15 protein-coding genes are annotated in these 19,670 nt (G+C 66.0%); 5 read left to right on the forward strand and 10 right to left on the reverse strand.

Features of this window, described 5'->3' with window-relative positions:
* The first annotated feature begins 212 nt into the window (after nucleotides 1-212).
* Together repA and repB are read left to right on the forward strand one after the other, a co-directional pair.
* Nucleotides 213-1,424 (forward strand): plasmid partitioning protein RepA, encoded by a 1,212-nt coding sequence (gene repA, locus M673_RS21080; RefSeq protein ID WP_061978714.1) that lies wholly within the window; start codon nucleotides 213-215, stop codon nucleotides 1,422-1,424.
* Nucleotides 1,421-2,548, forward strand: a complete 1,128-nt coding sequence (gene repB, locus M673_RS21085; RefSeq protein ID WP_061978715.1) for a plasmid partitioning protein RepB — start codon at nucleotides 1,421-1,423, stop codon at nucleotides 2,546-2,548. Before repA ends, repB begins: the two co-directional genes overlap by 4 nt.
* A gap of 2,335 nt (nucleotides 2,549-4,883) precedes the next feature.
* Here the strand turns inward: repB and M673_RS24730 are convergent.
* Nucleotides 4,884-5,174, reverse strand: a complete 291-nt coding sequence (locus M673_RS24730; protein ID WP_187301363.1) for a hypothetical protein — start codon at nucleotides 5,172-5,174, stop codon at nucleotides 4,884-4,886.
* Between M673_RS24730 and M673_RS21090 the strand changes: the two genes are divergently transcribed.
* Nucleotides 5,173-6,216 carry a GGDEF domain-containing protein gene (locus tag M673_RS21090; protein ID WP_187301364.1) on the forward strand — a complete coding sequence of 348 codons (1,044 nt, stop codon included), beginning with the start codon at nucleotides 5,173-5,175 and terminating at the stop codon, nucleotides 6,214-6,216. The two genes, M673_RS24730 and M673_RS21090, sit on opposite strands and share 2 nt — an antisense overlap.
* A gap of 28 nt (nucleotides 6,217-6,244) precedes the next feature.
* Here M673_RS21090 and M673_RS21095 read toward each other — a convergent pair whose 3' ends face one another.
* From M673_RS21095 to M673_RS21120, 6 genes are all read right to left on the reverse strand, one after another.
* The gene (locus M673_RS21095; protein WP_061978717.1) at nucleotides 6,245-6,976 is read right to left on the reverse strand and encodes an amino acid ABC transporter ATP-binding protein; all 732 of its coding nucleotides are present in this window, start codon (nucleotides 6,974-6,976) and stop codon (nucleotides 6,245-6,247) included.
* A complete protein-coding gene (locus tag M673_RS21100) occupies nucleotides 6,954-7,613 on the reverse strand; it encodes an amino acid ABC transporter permease (protein ID WP_061978718.1) in 660 nt (219 codons plus the stop codon). The genes M673_RS21095 and M673_RS21100 overlap by 23 nt, the downstream gene beginning before the upstream one ends.
* Complete coding sequence (locus tag M673_RS21105) at nucleotides 7,610-8,281, reverse strand: amino acid ABC transporter permease (RefSeq protein ID WP_061978719.1); 672 nt, start codon at nucleotides 8,279-8,281, stop codon at nucleotides 7,610-7,612. Before M673_RS21105 ends, M673_RS21100 begins: the two co-directional genes overlap by 4 nt.
* A gap of 91 nt (nucleotides 8,282-8,372) precedes the next feature.
* A complete protein-coding gene (locus tag M673_RS21110) occupies nucleotides 8,373-9,161 on the reverse strand; it encodes a transporter substrate-binding domain-containing protein (protein ID WP_061978720.1) in 789 nt (262 codons plus the stop codon).
* A gap of 13 nt (nucleotides 9,162-9,174) precedes the next feature.
* Nucleotides 9,175-9,900 (reverse strand): GntR family transcriptional regulator, encoded by a 726-nt coding sequence (locus M673_RS21115; protein WP_061978721.1) that lies wholly within the window; start codon nucleotides 9,898-9,900, stop codon nucleotides 9,175-9,177.
* A gap of 152 nt (nucleotides 9,901-10,052) precedes the next feature.
* Nucleotides 10,053-10,781: a phosphodiester glycosidase family protein gene (locus M673_RS21120; RefSeq protein ID WP_061978948.1), complete on the reverse strand. Its 729-nt coding sequence runs from the start codon at nucleotides 10,779-10,781 to the stop codon at nucleotides 10,053-10,055.
* 160 nt (nucleotides 10,782-10,941) lie between these two features.
* Between M673_RS21120 and M673_RS23825 the strand changes: the two genes are divergently transcribed.
* Nucleotides 10,942-11,562, forward strand: a complete 621-nt coding sequence (locus M673_RS23825) for a hypothetical protein (protein WP_082639964.1) — start codon at nucleotides 10,942-10,944, stop codon at nucleotides 11,560-11,562.
* Here the strand turns inward: M673_RS23825 and M673_RS23830 are convergent.
* Together M673_RS23830 and M673_RS21135 are read right to left on the reverse strand one after the other, a co-directional pair.
* Entirely contained in the window at nucleotides 11,457-13,559 is a 2,103-nt protein-coding gene (locus tag M673_RS23830; protein WP_061978723.1) for a methyl-accepting chemotaxis protein, read from the reverse strand. The genes M673_RS23825 and M673_RS23830 overlap by 106 nt on opposite strands.
* Nucleotides 13,560-13,768: 209 nt before the next feature.
* On the reverse strand, nucleotides 13,769-15,847 hold the full coding sequence (locus M673_RS21135) for a HAMP domain-containing methyl-accepting chemotaxis protein (RefSeq protein WP_274534687.1): 2,079 nt from the start codon (nucleotides 15,845-15,847) through the stop codon (nucleotides 13,769-13,771).
* Between the two features lie 345 nt (nucleotides 15,848-16,192).
* Between M673_RS21135 and M673_RS21140 the strand changes: the two genes are divergently transcribed.
* Entirely contained in the window at nucleotides 16,193-17,371 is a 1,179-nt protein-coding gene (locus tag M673_RS21140; protein WP_082640041.1) for an alpha/beta fold hydrolase, read from the forward strand.
* A gap of 117 nt (nucleotides 17,372-17,488) precedes the next feature.
* On the opposite strand, the gene M673_RS21145 is transcribed toward M673_RS21140, so the two are convergent.
* Nucleotides 17,489-19,360: a methyl-accepting chemotaxis protein gene (locus M673_RS21145; RefSeq protein WP_244493099.1), complete on the reverse strand. Its 1,872-nt coding sequence runs from the start codon at nucleotides 19,358-19,360 to the stop codon at nucleotides 17,489-17,491.
* Nucleotides 19,361-19,670 lie beyond the last annotated feature (310 nt).

The raw sequence follows: 19,670 nt of genomic DNA on the forward strand, positions 1-19,670 counted from the left end.
TCCGTCGGGGCATAAATGGGGGAGAAAAAGTGGAGAAACCGGACGCGAACGGCGCCGCAAAACGGGGCGAAAATCTCGTTAACCCGTTGATAACAAATAACCTGTCGCCAAGCTGGCGCGGCGCGTCTTTCCCAGCCTGTCCGGACCTTACGTCTCGACGGCATATGCTATAAAAACTGGGTACGATCCGTCAGAAGGACCTTTTACCGCCCATGACCGTGCCTGCCGTCCCGATTCTCGACGAAGATCCCGCCGACAAGGTTGTCCGGCATGGGGCGATTCTCTCCGCCGAGCTGCAGGCCCGGCGCCAGCAGATGTATCCGCCCGACGCCCGCAAGAGCCTCCGGTTCTTCATGACGCATGAAGTGTCGAAACTGACCTCGATCCCGGAATCGACGCTGCGCACCCTCTCGATCGAGGGCAAGGGGCCGACCCCGGCCCGGCTCGAGAACAATCACCGCGCCTATACGCTCTCGCAGGTGAACGAGCTGCGCGAGCTTTTCGCCCAGCAGAAGCCGGCGGAGGCCCTGCGCTTTCAGCCGCGCCGGCGTGAGGGCGAGGCGATCCAGATCCTCTCGATCGCCAACTTCAAGGGCGGCAGCGCCAAGACGACCACCAGCGCCCATCTCGCTCATTATCTCGCGCTCGCGGGCTACCGCGTGCTGGCGATCGATCTGGATCCGCAGGCCTCGCTTTCGGCCATGTTCGGCTTTCAGCCGGAGATGGATGTCGGCCACAACGAGACGATCTATGCCACGCTGCGCTACGACGAGGCGCGCCGGCCCATGCGCGAGATCATTCGTCCGACTTACTTTACCGGTATCGACCTCGTGCCCGGCAATATCGAGGTGATGGAATACGAGCACGAGACGCCGCGCTCGCTGTCGGGCGGCGCGGGCGCCGCGCAGACCGTCTTCTTCGAGCGGCTTCGACTGGCGATCGGCGAGGTCGAAAACGATTACGACATCGTGCTTCTCGATACCCCCCCTTCCCTCGGCTTTCTCACGCTCGGCGCTATCTACGCCTCGACCGGCCTGCTCGTTACCGTTCATCCCGCCATGCTGGATGTCATGTCCATGAGCCAGTTTCTTCTGATGATGGGCGATCTCATCGGCGTGGTGCGGGATGCCGGTGCTAGCCTCAGCCAGAATTTCCTGCGCTATCTCATTACGCGCCATGACCCCAACGACCAGTCGCAGGTTCATGTCGTCGCCATGCTGCGCAGCCTGTTCGGCGAGGACGTGCTGCTGCCAACTGCCGTGGAGAGCGCGGCGATCGAGACGGCGGGCCTTGCCAAACGCACGCTCTACGAACTGGAGCCCGGCAATATCGGCGCAAGCACGGTGAAACGCGCGCGGGAATCCATGGACGCCGTCAACCAGCGCATTCTCGAACTCATCACGCAGTCCTGGGGCCGGGCATGACCAAGCCACCGCGCAAATCCATCATCGCCAATTTCGCCTCCTTCGGCACGGAGCCGAAAGCTCCCGAGGTCACAGCGCCCGCGACCGGGACTGCCGGCGACGAGCGCGGGGGATCGGTTCAGGGGCCAGCGCCAGCTGCTCCCGCCCCAACCGTCGCGACGGCTTCACCCCCTTCCCCGACCGCAGCCGTGACGCCGCCGGTCAGCGGCTTGGCTCAGCGCGTCGGCGCTTCGGTGATAGGCGCAACGCAGCGCTCCATCGCCGAACTGAGGGAGGAGCGCGATCGGCTTCAGGCGCTGGTCGAGGCGGGGGGCGCGCGCGAGATCGACACTGCCCTGATCGACCCCTCGCCCTTTCAGGACCGCATGCCGGAAGACGACGAGGCCGACTTCGTGCGCTTTCGCGCGCGCTTCGCCGAGGAAGGGCAGAAGGTTCCGGCCGAAGTGCGTCCGCATCCGAGCAAGCCCGGCCGCTTCCAGCTCGTCTATGGGCACCGCCGCTGGCGCGCCGCTTCCGATCTCGGCCGTCCGCTGCGCGCCATCGTGGTGGAGAAGACCGACGCCGAGGTCGCGGTCTCTCAAGGCATCGAGAATGCCGAACGGCAGGATCTGACCTGGATCGAGCGCGCGAGCTTCGCCGCGACTCTGGACCGGGCTGGGCTGAAGGCGCGCGATATCCGCGCCGCACTCGGCATCGACGACCCGGAACTTGCACGCTTTCGCGCCGTGCTGCGCGCCCTGCCGCCCGAGACCATTCGCCTGATCGGCCGCGCGCCCAAGGCCGGGCGTCCGCGCTGGGTGGAAATTGCCAAACTGGCGGCCGAGCGCCCTGCTCGTCTCGCCCGTCTCCCCGAAACCTTGGCAGCTGCCAAGGTTTCCACCTCCGACGGCCGTCTCCAAACGGCGCTCACGCTGCTCCGCGACGCAGTTGCGACGGCTGACAAGTCCGTCGATCTGCGCGACGCGAAAGGCCGGCTTCTCGCCAAGGCGCAGTTCGGCCGAGGCAATTTTCAGCTGACCGCTGAAAAGGCGATGGCCGACGACTGGGACCGCTTCCTGCGCGACGAGCTGCCCGATCTCACCCGTCGGTTCGAGGCTTGGCAGACGCGGCGCGGCGATCGCTGAAACGGGACAACCTTGGCAGCTGCCAAGGTTTTGGTCCGGCCTGAGCTGGTAGATCCGCTCAAGTCTCGCGCTAAGACTCGGTTGAGCTGGAAGGGCGGGCCAGTCCCAAAACCCGCGAAGCGGGCCAGCCTTATGCGAAGCCAGGTTCAGTTGGCGACAGTGCCAGCTCAGTGCCGATGGCGGGTCAAACAGCCGGAACATATCTGAGGCGCCCCGGGCATCTTACGCTGCGGTTGCGCTGCTCGAATGTGATTGCCAGTTAGGAAGTCATAAGGCTTACGGCCTGCTCCGATGTCGCGACTGGCACAGCACTCATATGTTCTAGTACGGCCCGCGGTGCCTTTCCCAAACTCGAAAATTGGGGCGGCCCCACCGCCATAGCTTTGCGGCGAAGCCGAGGTTCGGAGCGTTGTCAGCTTTTCTATCGGCGATGATGAACTGCTTCGGTCGATTGACGGCATATGTCGCGCGCATGAAAGAGAGTGACCACGTCTGTTCTGAGAGTGCCCAGCGCTTGATCGCACTTCTCCTTTTCCTGGCCACTGCCTGCCCATGTGCTTCAACGGTGATTGTCAGCCACCGGACCCGACATGAAAGACACGATCCGCAGACGCTGCCAATGGCGCAAGTCGCATCCCATCTAATCGTCCATGTCCGGTCTAGGGCCTGAAGTTAGGCAATAGTGATATACCCTCCGGGAAGCCTGCAGGGCACTGCACGCCAGCTATCCGCCCATGCTCAGGTGGGTGGCCCGAGAGGATATCTTGGGAAGCCCTCGATGCGGCTTCGCCCATGATCCGGCGCAGGCGCGATTTATCTCTGCGACGGACAAGTCTCTTCCGAAGAGCTCGAGCTATACGAGGGGAGTTTGAGCTCTGATCTTTCGGCGGGTAGGGCGGCTACGAAGGTGCGCCGGTTTGGTCAAGCGAAGGGCTGTCCCACCATGGCTGATCCGCGACCCTGTGAAAGGCCAGACGCACCCGGGCCATTCGTTGGTGGAAAGGGGACGGACGCGCCTTCTTCGTATCCGGCCGGATCGCCAGCGAGATGTGGAAGCGCGCTACCAGAATTCAGCATGATATTCGACTAAGCCGGAGGGCAGGGCAGTAGGGGCTTGGTTCGCGTTGCCAATGTAAGACTTCGATCCGAGTCTGCCGAGGCTGTCGGACTCCGCGTCTGCGCTCGACCTCTCATCTCTAGGCCATCGTTTAACCCTCGGCGTGTGAGTGATCCCCACGTCAGCCGAAACGAGAGAGTCCTCTTCGCTCCAGACGAGATGGTTCGGGCTGATGTCCGAGGACCTGCGTTTTAACGTTTAGTCGTCTCATCATCGCTTCGCTCTCTCAGTTAGAGACCTACTTGCATCAGCTGTTGCCGCTGCCGGCTTTCGGAATGCCGCAATTTCTCTAGCTTATCCGGCCCACGATCCGGGGTGATCGATTTCCGATCGGCAGATGTTGGGATCGAACTCGACCAATCGTCGTACGCTCCGGAGCAGCATGCCGCCGCTAACGCTGTCGATCACGTGTGATCTCGTCTCGCGAACGAAGTGCCTGCCTTCCAAAGCGAATTAGGACAAACGTGTTAGAACGAGGCTCCTGGCTATAGTCAGACAAGAGGCAGGCTGCTGAGCTACTTCGCTGACATAAGGTCGTCAGGTCCTCATTGAGGTGCTAAAAGCAGTTCGGCCCTTCCAATGACGCATATATAAATACAAGTAAATATCCCATTTATTGACAATAAATATCAACTTCTTTCGAGAAATAACCAGTTGATGTGATCGGGTTATTTTTAAATTCCGGAAGCCTGTTCCAATTGATAAAGTACGGTGCAATTGAACGGTTTCCTTGAGCCGGCGCGGCCCGTGAACCTTCAAGCCTGCGTCGGCACCCCTGGCTCGGGAATGTCGGCGTCCTATGCTCGATATTAATCCAGAGCGTTGCCTCGGCTTCTCTCGCCTTCGTCGTCTGTGTTCGTCTGCTTCGCGCCTCTGGTCCAGACACGCGGCACTTTCCCGTGGCCTGAACCGCTGTCCTCTCAACCCGGCTGGCTCTTGGAGCCGAAGGTGTCGGAAGGCCAGCAGGTCCGCCGAGGGAACATGCTTCATGTTCTGCGCATCGACCGCAGTATCTCGCTCGCCGACACGCGGGGTGTGGTGGACCGATTGGTGGACGTCGATCGCTTCGAGACGCAAGGTCTTCTGAACCCGGTCGGTCCCACCGGAGGGCCTCGCCCGGCGAATGGCGCGCGCCTGGGCGCGCGACTGGGTGGGACGGGACACAGGTTAGCTGTGACCGAAATATTAAGCTCGCTCGGCTACCTCAAGTGGAAATCGTCAGGGGTTATGCGCATCGATGTCAGCTGCTGCCGGCTCGTCCTTGATCACGCCTTCGCAGGCCGAGGATTCGGCTGTCGATCGCAAAGAACTCGCGAACGGCTTGAGCGTCGAGGCCGCGCTTCGGCGCATCGCGGCCGAAGGGCTTTGGAGCGAGTTCGAGCGAAAAAGCCAGGAAGGCGGAAGGATCTCCAGGCTGTCGGCGCCGCTCGCCGCGATCTGCCGATTGGTCGCCTGGCGGGACAACCGCCAGGATGCCACACATCTCTTCTGGTGCGTGACGGTGATCATGTGGCTGTCGATCCCGTTCGACTACAGTCTCGCCCCTTATGCCGTCACGGCTATCGTCGCCGGGCATGGGGTTCTGACCACGCTGGCGCTGGCCTTGGCACTGCGGGCCTGGCGCCATCCCCGGTTGGAATGGATGCAGAACGCCTCCGCCTCCCTGTTCGCCTTCGTGGTGATGATCGCGGCCATCATGACAGGGCACCGGGTCGGCGGCCCGAACTTCGAACGCTTCGTTCTCGTCGGCTTCTTCGGCATGACCACGGGTCTCGTTCTCTTGCCGTTGACCACGCCCTGGATGGCCCTGGTCACCTTCGTCCTCAACGTCTGCTTCGTGGTCAGCCAGTCCATCAACCCCGCCGTGGACGGCGCGTCGGGCTTCCTGTTCACGCTCTATTGCAGCGCGATCAGCGTCGTCGTCATCTGGGCGCGATATCAGATCAACCGCCGGCAGATCCGGGCGACCCTGTCGAGGCTGAGAGAGGCTCACAGCAAGCGGTTGATGAGAGAAATGGCGCATACCGACGCGCTGACCGGCCTGCGCAACCGCAAGGCCATAACCGACGAATTCGCCCGGCTGATCGGGGAAGCGCGCCCGGGCACGGTGCTGTCGGTCGCCATGATCGACATCGACGACTTCAAGAAGCTCAACGACACGCTGGGCCATGCCTCCGGCGACGAGGCGCTGCGATCGGTCGGCTCGCTGTTTTCGGACTTCGCCCGAACGAGCGGCGCCGTCTGCGGACGGATCGGCGGCGAGGAGTTCCTGGCTCTCCTGCCCGGCGCGGGGGCGGAAGCGGCCACGCGCGCGGTCGAGAGCCTGATGCGGGATCTCGACCGGATGAACCTGTCGAACCCCGGCTCGCGTGTCGCCGACCGGGTCACGCTGAGCGTCGGCCTCGTGACGGCGAGTCTCGGTGAGGGGAGGCGGCACCACCAGGAAAGCCTGATGCGTGACGCCGACCTTGCTCTCTACGAGGCCAAGAACGCCGGGCGAAACCGGATCGTCGCCGTCGCGGCCTCTTCACTCAACGACGACGCGGCCTGACCCTTCCGCCTAAGGGCCGGCGCGACCTTCACCCCTGCGCGACGCCGAGGAAGCGCTGCAATTCCGGCGTGCGCGGCTGGCCGAACAATTCCTCCGGCGGGCCGATCTCGTGGACGCGGCCCTCGTGCATGAAGACGACGCGCGAGGCGACCTCGCGGGCGAACTTCATCTCGTGCGTCACCATCATCAGCGTCATGCCCTCGGCCGCCAGTTCGCGCACCACGGCCAGGACCTCGGCCACGAGTTCTGGATCGAGCGCCGAGGTGATTTCGTCGCACAGGAGCGCGATCGGCTGCATGGCGAGCGCGCGGGCGATGGCGACGCGCTGCTGCTGGCCGCCGGAAAGCTCGTCGGGATAGCTATCGAACTTGTGGGCGAGGCCCACCCGCTCCAGCTGCCGCCGGGCCATCGCCTCGGCCTCGGCCTTGGGTGTCTTCTTCACCACGCTCTGGCTCAGCATCACGTTGCGCCCGGCCGAGAGGTGAGGGAACAGGTTGAACTGCTGAAAGATCATGCCGACTTTCAGCCGCAGGGCCTTGAGATGCACCTCGTCCGGCAGGAGCTGCGCGCCGGCCACCAGGATCGAGCCCTCGTCGATCGTCTCCAGCCCGTTGACGCAGCGAAGCAGGGTGGACTTGCCCGAGCCGCTCTTGCCGATGATGGCGATGACCTCGCCGGGCTGCACGTCGAGATTGATGCCCTTCAGGACCTCGTTCGATCCGAAGCGCTTTTTGACCTCAGTGACCGCGATGAGCGACATTGAGCTTCCTTTCGAGGATCTGCGAGGATTTCGACAGCGGCCAGCACAGCGCGAAGTAGATGAGCGCGACGAGCCCGTAGACGGTGAAGGGCTGGAACGTGGCGTTGGTGACGACCGTCCCGGCCTTGGACAGTTCGGTGAAGCCGATGATGGAGGTGAGCGCCGTGCCCTTCACCACCTGCACGGAGAAGCCGACCGTCGGCGGCACGGCGACGCGCAGCGCCTGGGGCAGGATGACGTGGCGCATCTGCTGAAGGCGGCCCATGCCGAGACTCGCCGAAGCCTCCCACTGTCCCTTGGCGACCGCTTCCACGCAGCCGCGCCAGATCTCGGCAAGGAAGGCCGCGCTCCAGAGCGTCAGCGCCGAGCCGGCGGCGAGCCAGGCCGGCACGTCCACCCCGAACATTCCGAGCCCGAAGAAAATGAGAAAGAGCTGCATCAGCAGCGGCGTGCCTTGGAACAGCTCGATATAGGCTAGGGACGCGCGGCGCACCGCGCGGGCCGGCGAGATGCGCCCGAACAGGACGAGAAGCCCGACCAGCCCGCCGCCGAAAAAGGAAACGAGCGAGAGCACGACGGTCCAGCGCGCTGCGAGCAGGAGATTGCGCAGGATGTCCCAGGTGGAAAACTCGATCATGCGGGCCTCCGCTTGGGAAACAGCGCCGTGCCGAGCAGACCCATGGCGCGGCGCGCCAGGATGGCGAGCGCGAGATAGACGAGGGTGGAGACGAGATAGGTCTCGAAGGCCCGGAAGTTGCGCGACTGGATGAAGTTGGCGGCTAAGGTCAGGTCCTCGGCGGCGATCTGCGAGACCACGGCGGAGCCCAGCATGACGATCACGACCTGCGAGGAGAGCGCCGGCCAGATGCGCTGGAGCGAGGGCACGAGCACGACATGGCGGAAGGTCTGCAAGCGCGTCATGGCCAAGCTTCCGCCCGCCTCGAACTGGCCCTTGGGCGTCGCCTCGATGCCGGCGCGGATGATCTCGCAGGCGTAGGCGCCGAGATTGATCGTCATGGCGAGATAGGCCGCGCTCATCTCGCTCATCTGCAGCCCCAGGCCCGGCAGGCCGAAGAAGACGAAGAAGAGCTGGATCAGGAAGGGCGTGTTGCGGATCAGCTCGACATAGGCCGAGACCGGCCAGCGTAGCGCCTTGGGGCCGAGCGCGCGCGCCCAGGCGCAGGCGATGCCGACCGAAATGCCGAGCGCGCCGCCGACCAGGATGAGCTGGAGCGTGACGCGCACGCCGTGAAGAAGCACCGGCCAATATTCCGCCAGCCAGGAGAAGTCGAACTGATAGGGCATGAGGCGGGGCCTCTGGGCTCGAACGAAGACGGGAGGGGCCGACCCGCGCCGGGCGGGCGCGGATCGGCGAGAGGAGGGCGGCGGCGCGGGGTTACAGGTCCGCCGGCAGGTCGGTCTTCAGCCACTTCTGGGCGATGGCGTTGAGCGAGCCGTCGGCCTTGGCCTCGGCGACGATCTCGTCCACCTTGGCCTTCAGCGCGTCCGCGCCCTTGGCGAGGCCGATATAGCAGGGCGAGTTCTTGATCAGGAACTTCATCTCCGGGCGCTTGGGCGGGTTGCGCTCGATGATCGCGGCGGCCACCACATTGCCGGTGGCGACCAGCTGCACCTGGCCCGACAGGAAGGCCGAGATCGTGCCGTTGTTGTCCTCGTAGCGCTTCAGCACCGCGTCGGCCGGGGCGATCTTGGTCAGCTCCAGATCCTCCACCGCGCCGCGCGTGACGCCGATCACCTTGCCCGACAGGGCGGCCGCGTCGGGCGCGGCGAGATCGGCCGGGCCGAACACGCCGTTGTAGAAGGGGGCATAGGCGGTGGAGAAGTCGATCACCTTCTCGCGGTCCGGGTTCTTGCCGAGCGAGGAGATCACGAGATCCACCTTGCCGGTCTGGAGGAAGGGCACGCGGTTGGCCGAGGTGACGGGCGTCAGTTCGAGCTTCACGCCCATCTTGTCGGCGATCAGCTTGGCCGTGTCGATGTCGTAGCCCTGCGGGCTCATGTCGAGGCCGACCGAGCCGAAGGGCGGGAAATCCTGGGGCACGGCGACGCGCAGCGTGCCCCGGCTCTGGATGTCGGTGAGCGCGTCGGCCGAGGCCGGCAGGGCGAAGGCGGCAAGGCCGGCGAGCGCGAGGCCGGCGGCGAGAAGCGAGCGGCGGTGGATCATGAAGGGTGCCTTTCTAGCGGGGAAGGGAGGAAGGGGAGGGGGCGGCGAGGCTGCCGCCGGGGTCTAGAGAGCGGCGCAGGTCGGCGAGCGGATCGGCCGAGAGGTCGAGGTCGAGGCCGGCTTCCACTTCGTCGAGATGGCGCAGGGCGAGGTCGCAGGCGGCCTCGCGGTCGCCGCGCTCCAGCGCCTCGACGATGCGGCAATGACCGAGATGCGACTGCTCGGCATGGGTTCGCGACTGGTAGAGCATCGAGATCAGGATCGTGCGGGCGGTGAGGTCGCGCAGGATCTCGCTGAGCACCGGGTTGCCGGTGATCTCCACGAGGCGGATGTGGAAGTCGCCCATCAGGCAGACGAGGCGGGGATGGTCGCCCGCCTCCATGGCGGCGCGCTCCTCGGCGAGATGCGAGTGCAGCCGCGCGCGGTGCGCGGCCCCGAGCGGGGGCATGATGCGCATCAGCCCGGCCTCCACGGCGCGGCGCGCCTCGAACACGCGCTTGGCCTCTTCCGCCGAGGGCTCGCACACGAACCAGCCGCGCCGGGGGCGCACCTCCACGATATGGCGTGCTTCCAGCCGCATCATCGCCTCGCGCACCAGGGTGCGCGACACGCTGAACAAAGCCGCCATCTCGCCCTCGCCGAGGCGCGAGCCGGGGCGCAGGCGGCGCGCCAGGATCGAGCCCAGAATCGTGGCGTCGATCGAAAGCGGCGAGAGGGAAGAGGGCGAGGCGTCTTGCATACAACGGTGGAGTGCAAGCACCGTGCCAAGAGCGCGAGGCCGCTTTCGCGGGGCCTCGCTGCTCCGGCGCTGTCCGTTAGCTGCCTATTTCATCATCCGATTGTGCAGTGCGTCATCACACGGCCATCCGACTTGTGCCTTCGAGCCGATCGCTATTCCACCAGCCCGAGGATGGGTCCATATCCGCCATGCCAGGAGGCGTCGTTGCGCCCGAGCGTCGGGGAATAGAGCCCGGCGCCGTTGCCGCCGTCGAGAAACAGCGCGTTGGGGCAGGCCAGATGATCGCGGAAGAGCCGCGCGAAATCATGGAAGTTCACGCCCGTCTCGCTGATCGCGAAGCGGACCTGCCCGCCGTCGCAGACGCCGACGCCGCTGCGCCGCGTCCGGTCGGTGGAGCCGGGAATGAGGGCCGGGTGCAACTCGCTCTCGATGACGAGCATGGGGCCGGACTGGGTCGCGAAGCGCGCGCTCGGCGGCTTTCGCGTGAACTCGGCCGTGGGAAGAATGCCCGCGCCCTTCTCGCCGAGGAAGAAGACGCCATTGGGCTGCTTGTAGAAATTCGGGACCTCGCGCGCCGGCCGGTCCATCGTCGTGGTGTCCGCCGGCCGCAGCTCCTCGCCGTTCTCGACATAAAGGCCGACGGGCGTGAAGTCGGTCCCGTACATGCCGGCATTGATCGCGAAGGTGAGCTTCCTTCCCTCGGCCTCCACTGAGCGCGCCAGATTGCCGAAGCTGCGAAAGGGCGCGCCGTCGCGGTCCCGCCAGAACAGGCGCAGGTCCGACACGGCCGGGTCGATCGTGCAGACGACATAGTCGGCGTCCTCGAAACGGTCCGGCGCGCAGGCGTCGGCCTTCGCCGATGGAGCGGCGAGACCGATCATCGCCAGGGCCAGCCATCCAACTCGCCAGATCATCCGCACCGCCCCTGTTCGCCTCGCCGGTTTGTAACGCCGGCCTCCGGGTTGGGCTAGCGGGCGAGGACGGCATCACGCTCGTCCCGGGACCCGCAGGTCCGTCGGGCGCATTCCTGCAAACGCCTATATGGCGGGCGCCACCGTCCTGCAGGTCGCCCGCAGGGTGGAGCGGATCTTCCAGCTCCATCTCGCCGGCGGCGAGGAGGCGGAGGAGCGCGCCATCGCCATCGCCGAACTCGACGTGTCCCAGGCGCTGACGGTGGTGTCCGGTCCGGTGCCCGACGTTTCCAAGATCGTCTTCGACGCACGCGACGCACTCGACGCCTCGGCCACGCGCAAGCCCGCCGCGCTGGAGCGGCACTGGCAAAACGCCCGCACGCTCTCGTCCCGAAAACCGCGCCTCCATAAGGACCGGATCGTCGGCCGCTTTGCGGTCGAGGAAACGCTGCCCTCGACCAATGGCGCATCGGCCTCGCCAGGGGATGAGAGGCCTCGCTCCCGTTCGGCACCTAGTCGGGCGTGCTGTCATGCCGCACGGGAATGGTTTGTCCGGCGAGGCTTGCGATCGGATCGCGGCCGGGCGTGCCTCGTGAGGCGGCCCGGTTCAGGCGATGGCGGGCTGACGCGGTTGCAGCAGACCGATCAGGCGCTCAGCTTCTCGAAGCCGTCATCGTCCAGCGCCAGGGCGAAGCCGGCGGGGGAGGGGGCCGGCTCGCGGGTGGCCGGCGCGGGGCGCTTGGCGACTTGAGGCTCGCGGACATGGGTTTCGCGGACATGGGTTTCGCGAAAAGCCTGGACCTTGGCCTGAAGCGCCTGGACGGAGGCCTGCCGATCGGCGCGGCTCATGGGCTTGGCGTCGCGCCGCGCCAGCTTGAAGAAGGCCGCGCTCTGCTCCAGCCCGTTCGCCTCGGCGGAAAGCTGCATGGCGGCCTGCGACATCTCGGTGGCGGCGCCCGCGTTGGTCTGCGTGACCTGATCCAACTGCTGGATCGCCTGGTTGATTTGGTCGATGCCGATCGACTGCTCGCGGCAGGCCGCCGAAATCTCGGTCACGAGTTCGGCCGTGCGCTGGATCTCGGGAACCAGATGCTCCAGCATCCGCCCCGCGTCCTCGGACGAGGCGAGGGTTTCCACGGACAGACGCCCGATCTCCTGCGCGGCGGACTGCGAGCGCTCGGCGAGCTTGCGAACCTCGGAGGCCACCACGGCGAAGCCCTTGCCGTGGCTACCGGCGCGGGCGGCCTCGATCGCGGCGTTGAGGGCCAGAAGGTCGGTTTGGCGTGCGATCTCCTGCACCACGGCGATCTTCTCGGCGATCGTGCGCATGGCGCCCACCGAGCCGGCCACCGCCTCGCCGCTGGCCGCCGCACTGAGCGCGGCCTTGGCCGCCATCTTCTCGGTCTCGGCGGCATTGTCGGCGTTCTGGCGGATATTAGCCGTCATCTCTTCCACGGCGGCCGAAGCCTGCTCGGAGGCCGCCGCCTGTTCGGTCGAGCCGGAGGACAGCTGCTGGGACGTGGTGGCGGAGCGCGCCGCCCCGGCCGAAACCTCGGCGGCCGATGCCGTGACGTTGCCGATCACATCCCGCAGCCGATCGGTCATCGTGCCGAGCGAGCGCTGGAGATTGCCGATCTCGTCCTTCGAGCGAACGTCGAAGCTCTGGGTCAGATCGCCCGCGCCGATGGCCTCGACCAGTTGCAGCGACCGCGCGACGGGCCGCCGGACGATGCGATCCAGAAGCAGCCAGAGAAGCGCCAGCGTCACCACGAGGATAACGAGGCCGCTGACGATCAGGGCGTCGATCTGGGTCCGCACCGGGGCATTCAGCGTGGCGTTCGGCACGTCGAGAACCACCACCCAGCGATCCGCGACGTTGGGAAGGGCGATCGGCAGGAAGGTGCGCCGGGCCGGCCCCAGCCCCGGCATGTCGATCCCCTCGGCGAATGTCGGCTTCGAGGCGGAAAGCGCTTCGGCCAGCTCGGCCGAGCCGGGCTCGGACCCGTAGAGCTTGGTCAGGCGGGCGGGGTCGGGATGAGCGATCCACTGCCCCTTGTCGGACAGGAGCATGACCCGGCCCGAGCCGAGCGGCGTCATGTGGGCGAGCGTCTCGCTCAGCGCCTTGAGGCCGAGATCGATGCCCGTCACGCCGATCTGCCGGTCCCCGGACATGACCGGAAACATGGCGCTGGTCAGGAAGATCGGGTCCGGCATGCTGGGGTCCATGATCGGCTCCAGCATGGCCGGCTTGCCGCCGGCATAGGTGATGTCCCAGGCGGGGCTGGCATAGTCGATGGGGTAGGGGGCCTGAACGGACTTGCCGTCCGGGCCGCGTGTCCAGTTCGGCGTGAACGCGCCGGTGGGGCTGGAGCCGAGATCGGGCCGATCCGGGATGGACTGTCCGTCGAACGCATTGTTCGGCAGTTCCATGAACCAGCTTCCGACCGAAAGCGGGAAGCTTTCCAAGCCGATCCTGACCTGGTTGATGAGTTCGGCGCGGTCGCGGTTCCCGGCGGCGTGGCGCTCGCCCAGCACCTTGGCCATGGTGCGCGCGCTGGCGGAAACGGGCGAAAGCTCGGAGATCACGGCCTGGGCGGCGAGCTGAAGACCGGTGTCGACCTGCGTCTGCATGGCGACCCGGGTTTCCGTGAGGCTTCGCCAGGCAAGACAGCCGGTGACCGCTCCGACGGTCAGCGCGATCACGGCACTGGCGGCCAGGAGAACCTTGGCGGTAACCGTGAGACGCATGCACGCACTCCGTGTTTGGATGGCTCACCTATAGTTTGGAAACGATTGAAATTGACTGAACATACCCTTGGGTTTTGGCTTGAGCGGAAAGAGGCTGTGGAAAGACTGCCGGGCGGATCGAAGAGGCGGAAGCTGAAAGGGCGGTTCTGCGCCATCTCCGCCCGGGAGCAGCCGGTCGCTGATCCGCCCTTTTCGAATGGTGCTTCGCCTTAAGCGGTCAGACGATGGAAATCGTCGCGGTCGTCCGGCGTCGTGTCGAGCGCGCCAGCCGACCTGAAAGGGGCGTTGCGCGAAGGCGCCTCGTTCGGTGTGGCGGAGCCGACGCCCAAAGTCTGCCCGGCTTGACGCAACTCGATGACGCTGGCGGTACGGCCGGTTTTCGCGATCCGCGCCGCCGCGGTCTCCTCCAGCTTGAACGTGCCCGCGCTGTCCTCCAGGCGCCCCGCCTCGGCGGACAATTGGCTCGCCGTCGCCGCCATCTCGTTGGCCGCCCCGGCGTTGGACTGCGTCACCTGATCCAGCTGCCCGATCGCCTGGTTGATCTGCTCGATGCCGATCGACTGCTCCCGGCACGCCGCCGAAATCTCCGTCACCAGTTCCGCCGTGCGCCGGATGTCGGGCACCAGCGCGTCCAGCATCTGCCCCGCCTCTTCCGAGGTCAGAAGCGTCTGCGTCGACAACTGCCCGATTTCCTGCGCGGCGATCTGGGAGCGCTCGGCGAGCTTGCGCACCTCCGAGGCGACCACCGCGAAGCCCTTGCCATGGCTGCCGGCGCGGGCCGCCTCGATGGCGGCGTTCAGCGCCAGAAGGTCGGTCTGGCGGGCGATCTCCTGGATCACGGTGATCTTCTCGGCGATGGTGCGCATGGCGACCACCGAGGCGCCGACGGCGGCGCCCGACTTCTCGGCGTTCACCGAGGCCTGGGCTGCGATCTTCTCCGTGGTGCCGGCATTGTCGGCGTTCTGGCGCACATTGGCGCTCATTTGCTCGATCGCGGCAGAGGCCTGCTCGGAGGCGGCGGCCTGCTGCGTGGCGCCGGAGGAAAGCTGCTCGGCGGTGGCGGCGGACTGGGTCGAGCCGGACGAGACCTGGGCGGAGGATTCGCGGATCGCGACGATGGTCTCGTTCAGCTTGCCGCGCATCTGGCACATGGTGGTGAGGAGATCGCCGATCTCGTCGTCGTGCTTGACCTCGATCTTCTCGGAAATGTCGCCGTCGCCGATCTTGCGGGCGTGATGCTTGGCGAGGTTGAGGCCGCTCGAGATCGACCGGATGATCCAGATGGCGGCGCCCACGCCCATCAGGAGGGCGAGCGCCACCAGCACGATCATGGTATGGCGCGTGGAGGTGAACTCGTTCTGTGTGCCGTCGGCCAGGCTCTGAGCGAACTTGGTTTCCGAGGCGATCATCTCGTCCATCTGCTTGTCGATACCGAGAAGGAAGGGACGCGCCTTGGCGGCATTATACGCGTTCGCCTTGGCCTCCTCGTTGGCCTTCCCGTAGGCGGCGATCTTCTCGATCACTGGCTGGAGACGGCGCCAATTCGCCGCCTGCGCGCTCGCCGCGCTTTCAATCGGCGATCCCATGGCCGCTGCGACATAAGCGGTGATGGAGATGTCGAGGCTCTTGAGGCTGTTTTCGAAACTCTGCGTCGCCACGGCGAGACGCGTCTCGTTTGTCTCCGCGATCGTGGCCAGGAGGCGATACATGGTCTGCGGCAGGGACAGGCGAGCCGCGACCAACGAGCTTCGCAGCTCGGGGGGAACCGACAGGCCGCCGTCGATCTTCTCCAGCGTTTCGGAGAAGTCGGTGGCGAGCGCATCGATCAAAGGCACGGCGTCGCCGGCATAAAGCTCGTTGGCCCGCGTCGTCGGGTTCCTCTGCATCATGTCCATCATCGTGTTGGCCATGCCCTGCCAGGTGTGCATGTCCGTGATCACGCTGTCGGCGATCTGGATCGCGCCGGGCGTCTCGGCCCCGAGGCTGGCGCGGTAGTCCGCCATCACCTTGAGCCCGTGGACGACGCCCTCGTCGATTTGCGCGCGGATTTCCGCCATCTCAGCGTCATCCCTGGACGCGAGCATCCGGTTGATGCTGCGCCCGAGGCTCTGCATGTTGCGCGCGGCGTCCTCGGCGCGCTTGGTCTGTACATAGGGCCGAGACACGAAGGTCTGCATATTTTCGTTGGAAGACTGAAGACTAAGGACGCCATAATATCCGCTCGCCCCCATCATTCCCAAGACGCCCGCGAATGCAGCGATCATTTTCGATCTGATAGTTAGGCGCACTTACATTACTCCGAAAATGTGTTACTTGTACATGCGCAGGAACGAATTGACGGAAACATAAAATAAGGGGCCGATCCCATCATGTTTTCTCTATCCGAGCATGGAGAGCGGTGGCCCAGTTCGGTCGGGCACGGGTCCGAGTGGGAATTTCCGATGAGCGAGCGATGCGGCGCGGGAGGGCCGTGACGGATGCGACGGAGGGACGGCCAATGGCTCGTCGGCCGTCTTGCCGCGTGTTTGCGCCCTCAGCGCCCGATCCAGCATGCCAGGGGATGTCGGGAATGGCCCGTGACAGGATGACGCGAAACATGTCAGCCTCATGACACCGATCCCTTGGAGGCCGACATGCGCTCGCGGAACCATGCCACCGGACTGCTCGCGATCCTCTCAGGCCTTGCGGTAGTGCCGCAGCTCGGCGGCCTGGGGCCGGCCTGGGCCGACGAGACGCCGGCGGCCTGCACCGATATCGACGGCGCAAGGTGCTTCGTCGATCTGCCGACCGGCATCCGCATGGCCTATGTCGAGGTCGGCCCTTCGGGCGGGCGCACGGTCCTTCTTCTCCACGGCCTGACGGACAGCGCCCGCTCCTGGTCGCAGACCATGGCCGCGCTTCACGCCAAGGACCCGGCCCTGCACATCGTCGCGCTCGACCTGAGAGGGCACGGGCAAAGCGCCATGCCAGCCGCCGAGACCTGCGCGCGGGAGCCCAAACTCTGCTTCACGCCAAGGCTGTTCGCGGACGATGTCCTGGCGTTCATGGACGGGAAGGGGATCGGCACGGCCAGCCTCGCCGGCCATTCCATGGGCTCGATGGTGGCGCAGGAGATCGCGCTGGAGCATCCCGAGCGGATCGAGGCCACGGTTCTCGTCGCGTCCAGCAACAGAACCGCCGGGAATGCCGTGTTGGCCGACTATGTCCTGAAAGAGCCCGTGCTCGGAAGCTGGAAGGCCGGCCTGGACGCCAAGGGCCTGACGGACCCGATGGCCGTGTGGAGCGCGACGCCGCTCGACGCCGACCCGAACGCCGAAACCTGGATCGCCGCCAACTGGGATGTCGATCCCGCCGCCGACCCCGCTCTCGTCCAGGCGATCACGAAGGAAACCGCGCATGTCCGCCTCGGCACATGGCGCGGCGCGACGCAGGCTCTGCTCGACGTCGACAACACCGAGCGGCTGGGCGAACTGCGCGTGCCGACCCTCGTGCTCTGGGGAACGCAGGACGCGATCTTCACCCGCGATCCCGATCAGTCCGGCCTCATGGAGGTGCTGGGCAAGGCTGCCAGAGCGCATGGCACGCCCGTGGTCTGGAAGCAGTACGGCGTCGATCCCCTGCCGGCCTCCGGCGCCCAGACCAGCGACATCGGCCACAACGTGCAATGGGACGCGCCGGACCAAGTGGCCGACGACATCCTGTCCTTCCTTGCGACCGGCGCGCCGACGCCGGACGGCACCCGCGCCGTGATCGAGAAGGACGCGGCGACGCTCGTCACCATGCCGGGGAAGGCCGAGATCGTTCGACCCTAAGGGTCGAATCCCGCCCGATGGCGGCCCCGACCGAGCGGGCCGCCACCGGACCGGGGAGCGGCGCTACAGGGGAGGGATGGACCGGAGCGCGGCTTGAGAAAGCCGCGCCCTCGATTTTCAAGCCGCTTCGTCGGTCAGAAGGCTGGGGCCGGGGTGGCGACGCTTGGCCTGTTCCACGGTGGGCGTGGCGCGATCCGACACGGCGCTCGGCGCCTCGGCCTCGCCCTGCGTCAGGCGGAAGAAGGACGCCCCGACCTGGAGTTGCTGCGCCTCGTTCGACAATTGGCCGGCGGTGGCCGCCATCTCGTTGGCGGCGGCCGCGTTGGTCTGCGTCACCTGATCGAGCTGCCCGATCGCCTGGTTGATCTGCTCGATGCCCACCGACTGCTCGCGGCAGGCGGCCGAAATTTCCGAGACGAGTTCCGACGTGCGGCGGATATCGGGAACCAGCGTTTCCAGCATCTGGCCGGCGTCCTCGGAGACGACCAGCGTCTTGCCCGACAGATGCGCGATCTCCTGCGCCGCGACCTGGGAGCGCTCGGCAAGCTTGCGCACCTCGGAGGCCACCACCGCGAAGCCCTTGCCGTGCGAGCCCGCGCGCGCGGCTTCGATCGCGGCGTTCAGCGCCAGAAGATCGGTCTGGCGGGCGATTTCCTGAATGACGCCGATCTTCTCGGTGATCGTGCGGATGGCGGTCACGGACGCGCCCACGGCTTCGCCGGTCTTCTCGGCGTTTCGCGAGGCCTGCGAGGCGATCTTCTCCGTCGTGGTGGCGTTGTCGGCGTTCTGCCGGACATTGGCGGTCATTTCCTCCACCGCGGCCGAGGCCTGCTCCGAGGCGGCGGCCTGTTCGCTCGCGCCCGACGACAGCTGCTCCGCCGTGACCGCCGACTGCGACGAACCCGAGGCGACCTGCTGGGAGGACTGGCGCACGCCGCCCATGATCTCGGCGAGGCGATGGCTCATCGTGTTCATGGTGCGCTCGAGCTGGCCGATCTCGTCGTTCGGCAGGGCGTGCGTGTCGGTCTGCCGCGAGAGGTCGCCCGCTTCGATCGAACGGGCGAGCCCGGCGACGCGGCGAAGGGGCCTCGTCAGCGCGTAGCGCGTCACCAGCATCGCGCCGACCAGCACGAGCAGGAAGCTGGCGAGCGCGCTGCCGGCCAGAACCATCAGCTGATGGCGGGCGGGCGCCGTGATGACGGATTCGGGAACGTCCACCACCGCGACCCAGGTCGTGTTCAGATCCGGCAGGGGGAAGGGCGCAAAGAGGCGATAGACGCTCTCGCCGTCTTCGCCGGGGAGCCCCGCGACCAGTCGCGGGGTGCCGGTCGTGACGGCCTGATCGAACTCGGCGCGCCCCTCGCCGGTGCCGTAGGATTTGAGCAGCCGCTGGCGATCGGGATGGGCAGTCCAAAGCCCGTCGGACGAGAGAAGACGCACACTCCCGACACCGTAGGGACGCATCTCGGAGAGAAAGCGCGTGAGTTCGTCCACCCCGAGATCGATGCCCGCGACGCCGATGAACCGGTCTCCCGAATGAACGGGATAGACGATGCTGGCCATCATCGGGTTGGCCGGGCCTTCCGGGTAGAAATAGGGCGGCGTCAGCCCGCTCTTCTGGGTTTGCGCGGGCAGCGTCCACCACGAGGCCGTGTAGTCCTCGTCGATCGCCGCATATTGGGGAACGCCCTTTTCGTCGCGGCTCCAGTAGGCGGCGAAGGTGCCGTTCGCGTTGGCGCCTTCCTCGGCGTGGCCGGCCAACTCTTCCTTGCGCCCGTCGAAGCCCCTGGGCGCTTCGAGGAACCACGAGCCGATGGCGAGATCGATCGGCTCGAACGCGGCCCTCAGGTCGACGATCAGCTCCTTGCGCGACAGGCTGCCGCTGGCATGCGCGCTGCCCGCGATGCGCGCCATCGCGCCGGCGGCGGCCGACAGGCGGTTGATCGAGGCTTCGATACTTTTCGTCGCCTTGCCCGCTTCGCCGAGCATCACGCGCTCCGCGCTCTCGTGCGACTGAACCTTGGTTTGATGTCCGAGGACCAAGGTCAAGGGAATCAGGGCGAGGCAAAGTGCGACGCCGATGCTGCCGATCAGCTTGTGCCTGAAAGAAAAATTTGGGAACATTATGATCTCGTCAGGATGATCGCCGGACATGGCTTCAATCTTGGGGAGACTACGCACAACCTTCTAACGTACAGATAAAATTGTCTGTAAGAAGAACTTACGAGAATGGCTGGAATCACTGTGCCGAAGAGGACCCTAGCGGCGACGATGCCGCGCGCTTCTTCGCTCGCACCCT

It is taken from the genome of Aureimonas sp. AU20 (assembly GCF_001442755.1).
In the GTDB taxonomy this organism is placed as follows: Bacteria; Pseudomonadota; Alphaproteobacteria; order Rhizobiales; family Rhizobiaceae; genus Aureimonas.

What these genes read in the sequence shown, in the direction of transcription:
- repA (WP_061978714.1), top strand. Translation starts at nt 213, where the DNA reads ATGACCGTGCCTGCCGTCCCGATTCTCGACGAAGATCCCGCCGACAAG.
- repB (WP_061978715.1), top strand. Translation starts at nt 1,421, where the DNA reads ATGACCAAGCCACCGCGCAAATCCATCATCGCCAATTTCGCCTCCTTC.
- M673_RS21090 (WP_187301364.1), top strand. Translation starts at nt 5,173, where the DNA reads ATGTGGCTGTCGATCCCGTTCGACTACAGTCTCGCCCCTTATGCCGTC.
- M673_RS24730 (WP_187301363.1), bottom strand. Translation starts at nt 5,174, where the DNA reads ATGATCACCGTCACGCACCAGAAGAGATGTGTGGCATCCTGGCGGTTG.
- M673_RS21095 (WP_061978717.1), bottom strand. Translation starts at nt 6,976, where the DNA reads ATGTCGCTCATCGCGGTCACTGAGGTCAAAAAGCGCTTCGGATCGAAC.
- M673_RS21100 (WP_061978718.1), bottom strand. Translation starts at nt 7,613, where the DNA reads ATGATCGAGTTTTCCACCTGGGACATCCTGCGCAATCTCCTGCTCGCA.
- M673_RS21105 (WP_061978719.1), bottom strand. Translation starts at nt 8,281, where the DNA reads ATGCCCTATCAGTTCGACTTCTCCTGGCTGGCGGAATATTGGCCGGTG.
- M673_RS21110 (WP_061978720.1), bottom strand. Translation starts at nt 9,161, where the DNA reads ATGATCCACCGCCGCTCGCTTCTCGCCGCCGGCCTCGCGCTCGCCGGC.
- M673_RS21115 (WP_061978721.1), bottom strand. Translation starts at nt 9,900, where the DNA reads ATGCAAGACGCCTCGCCCTCTTCCCTCTCGCCGCTTTCGATCGACGCC.
- M673_RS21120 (WP_061978948.1), bottom strand. Translation starts at nt 10,781, where the DNA reads ATGATCGGTCTCGCCGCTCCATCGGCGAAGGCCGACGCCTGCGCGCCG.
- M673_RS23825 (WP_082639964.1), top strand. Translation starts at nt 10,942, where the DNA reads ATGGCGGGCGCCACCGTCCTGCAGGTCGCCCGCAGGGTGGAGCGGATC.
- M673_RS23830 (WP_061978723.1), bottom strand. Translation starts at nt 13,559, where the DNA reads ATGCGTCTCACGGTTACCGCCAAGGTTCTCCTGGCCGCCAGTGCCGTG.
- M673_RS21140 (WP_082640041.1), top strand. Translation starts at nt 16,193, where the DNA reads ATGCGCTCGCGGAACCATGCCACCGGACTGCTCGCGATCCTCTCAGGC.
- M673_RS21145 (WP_244493099.1), bottom strand. Translation starts at nt 19,360, where the DNA reads ATGCTCGGCGAAGCGGGCAAGGCGACGAAAAGTATCGAAGCCTCGATC.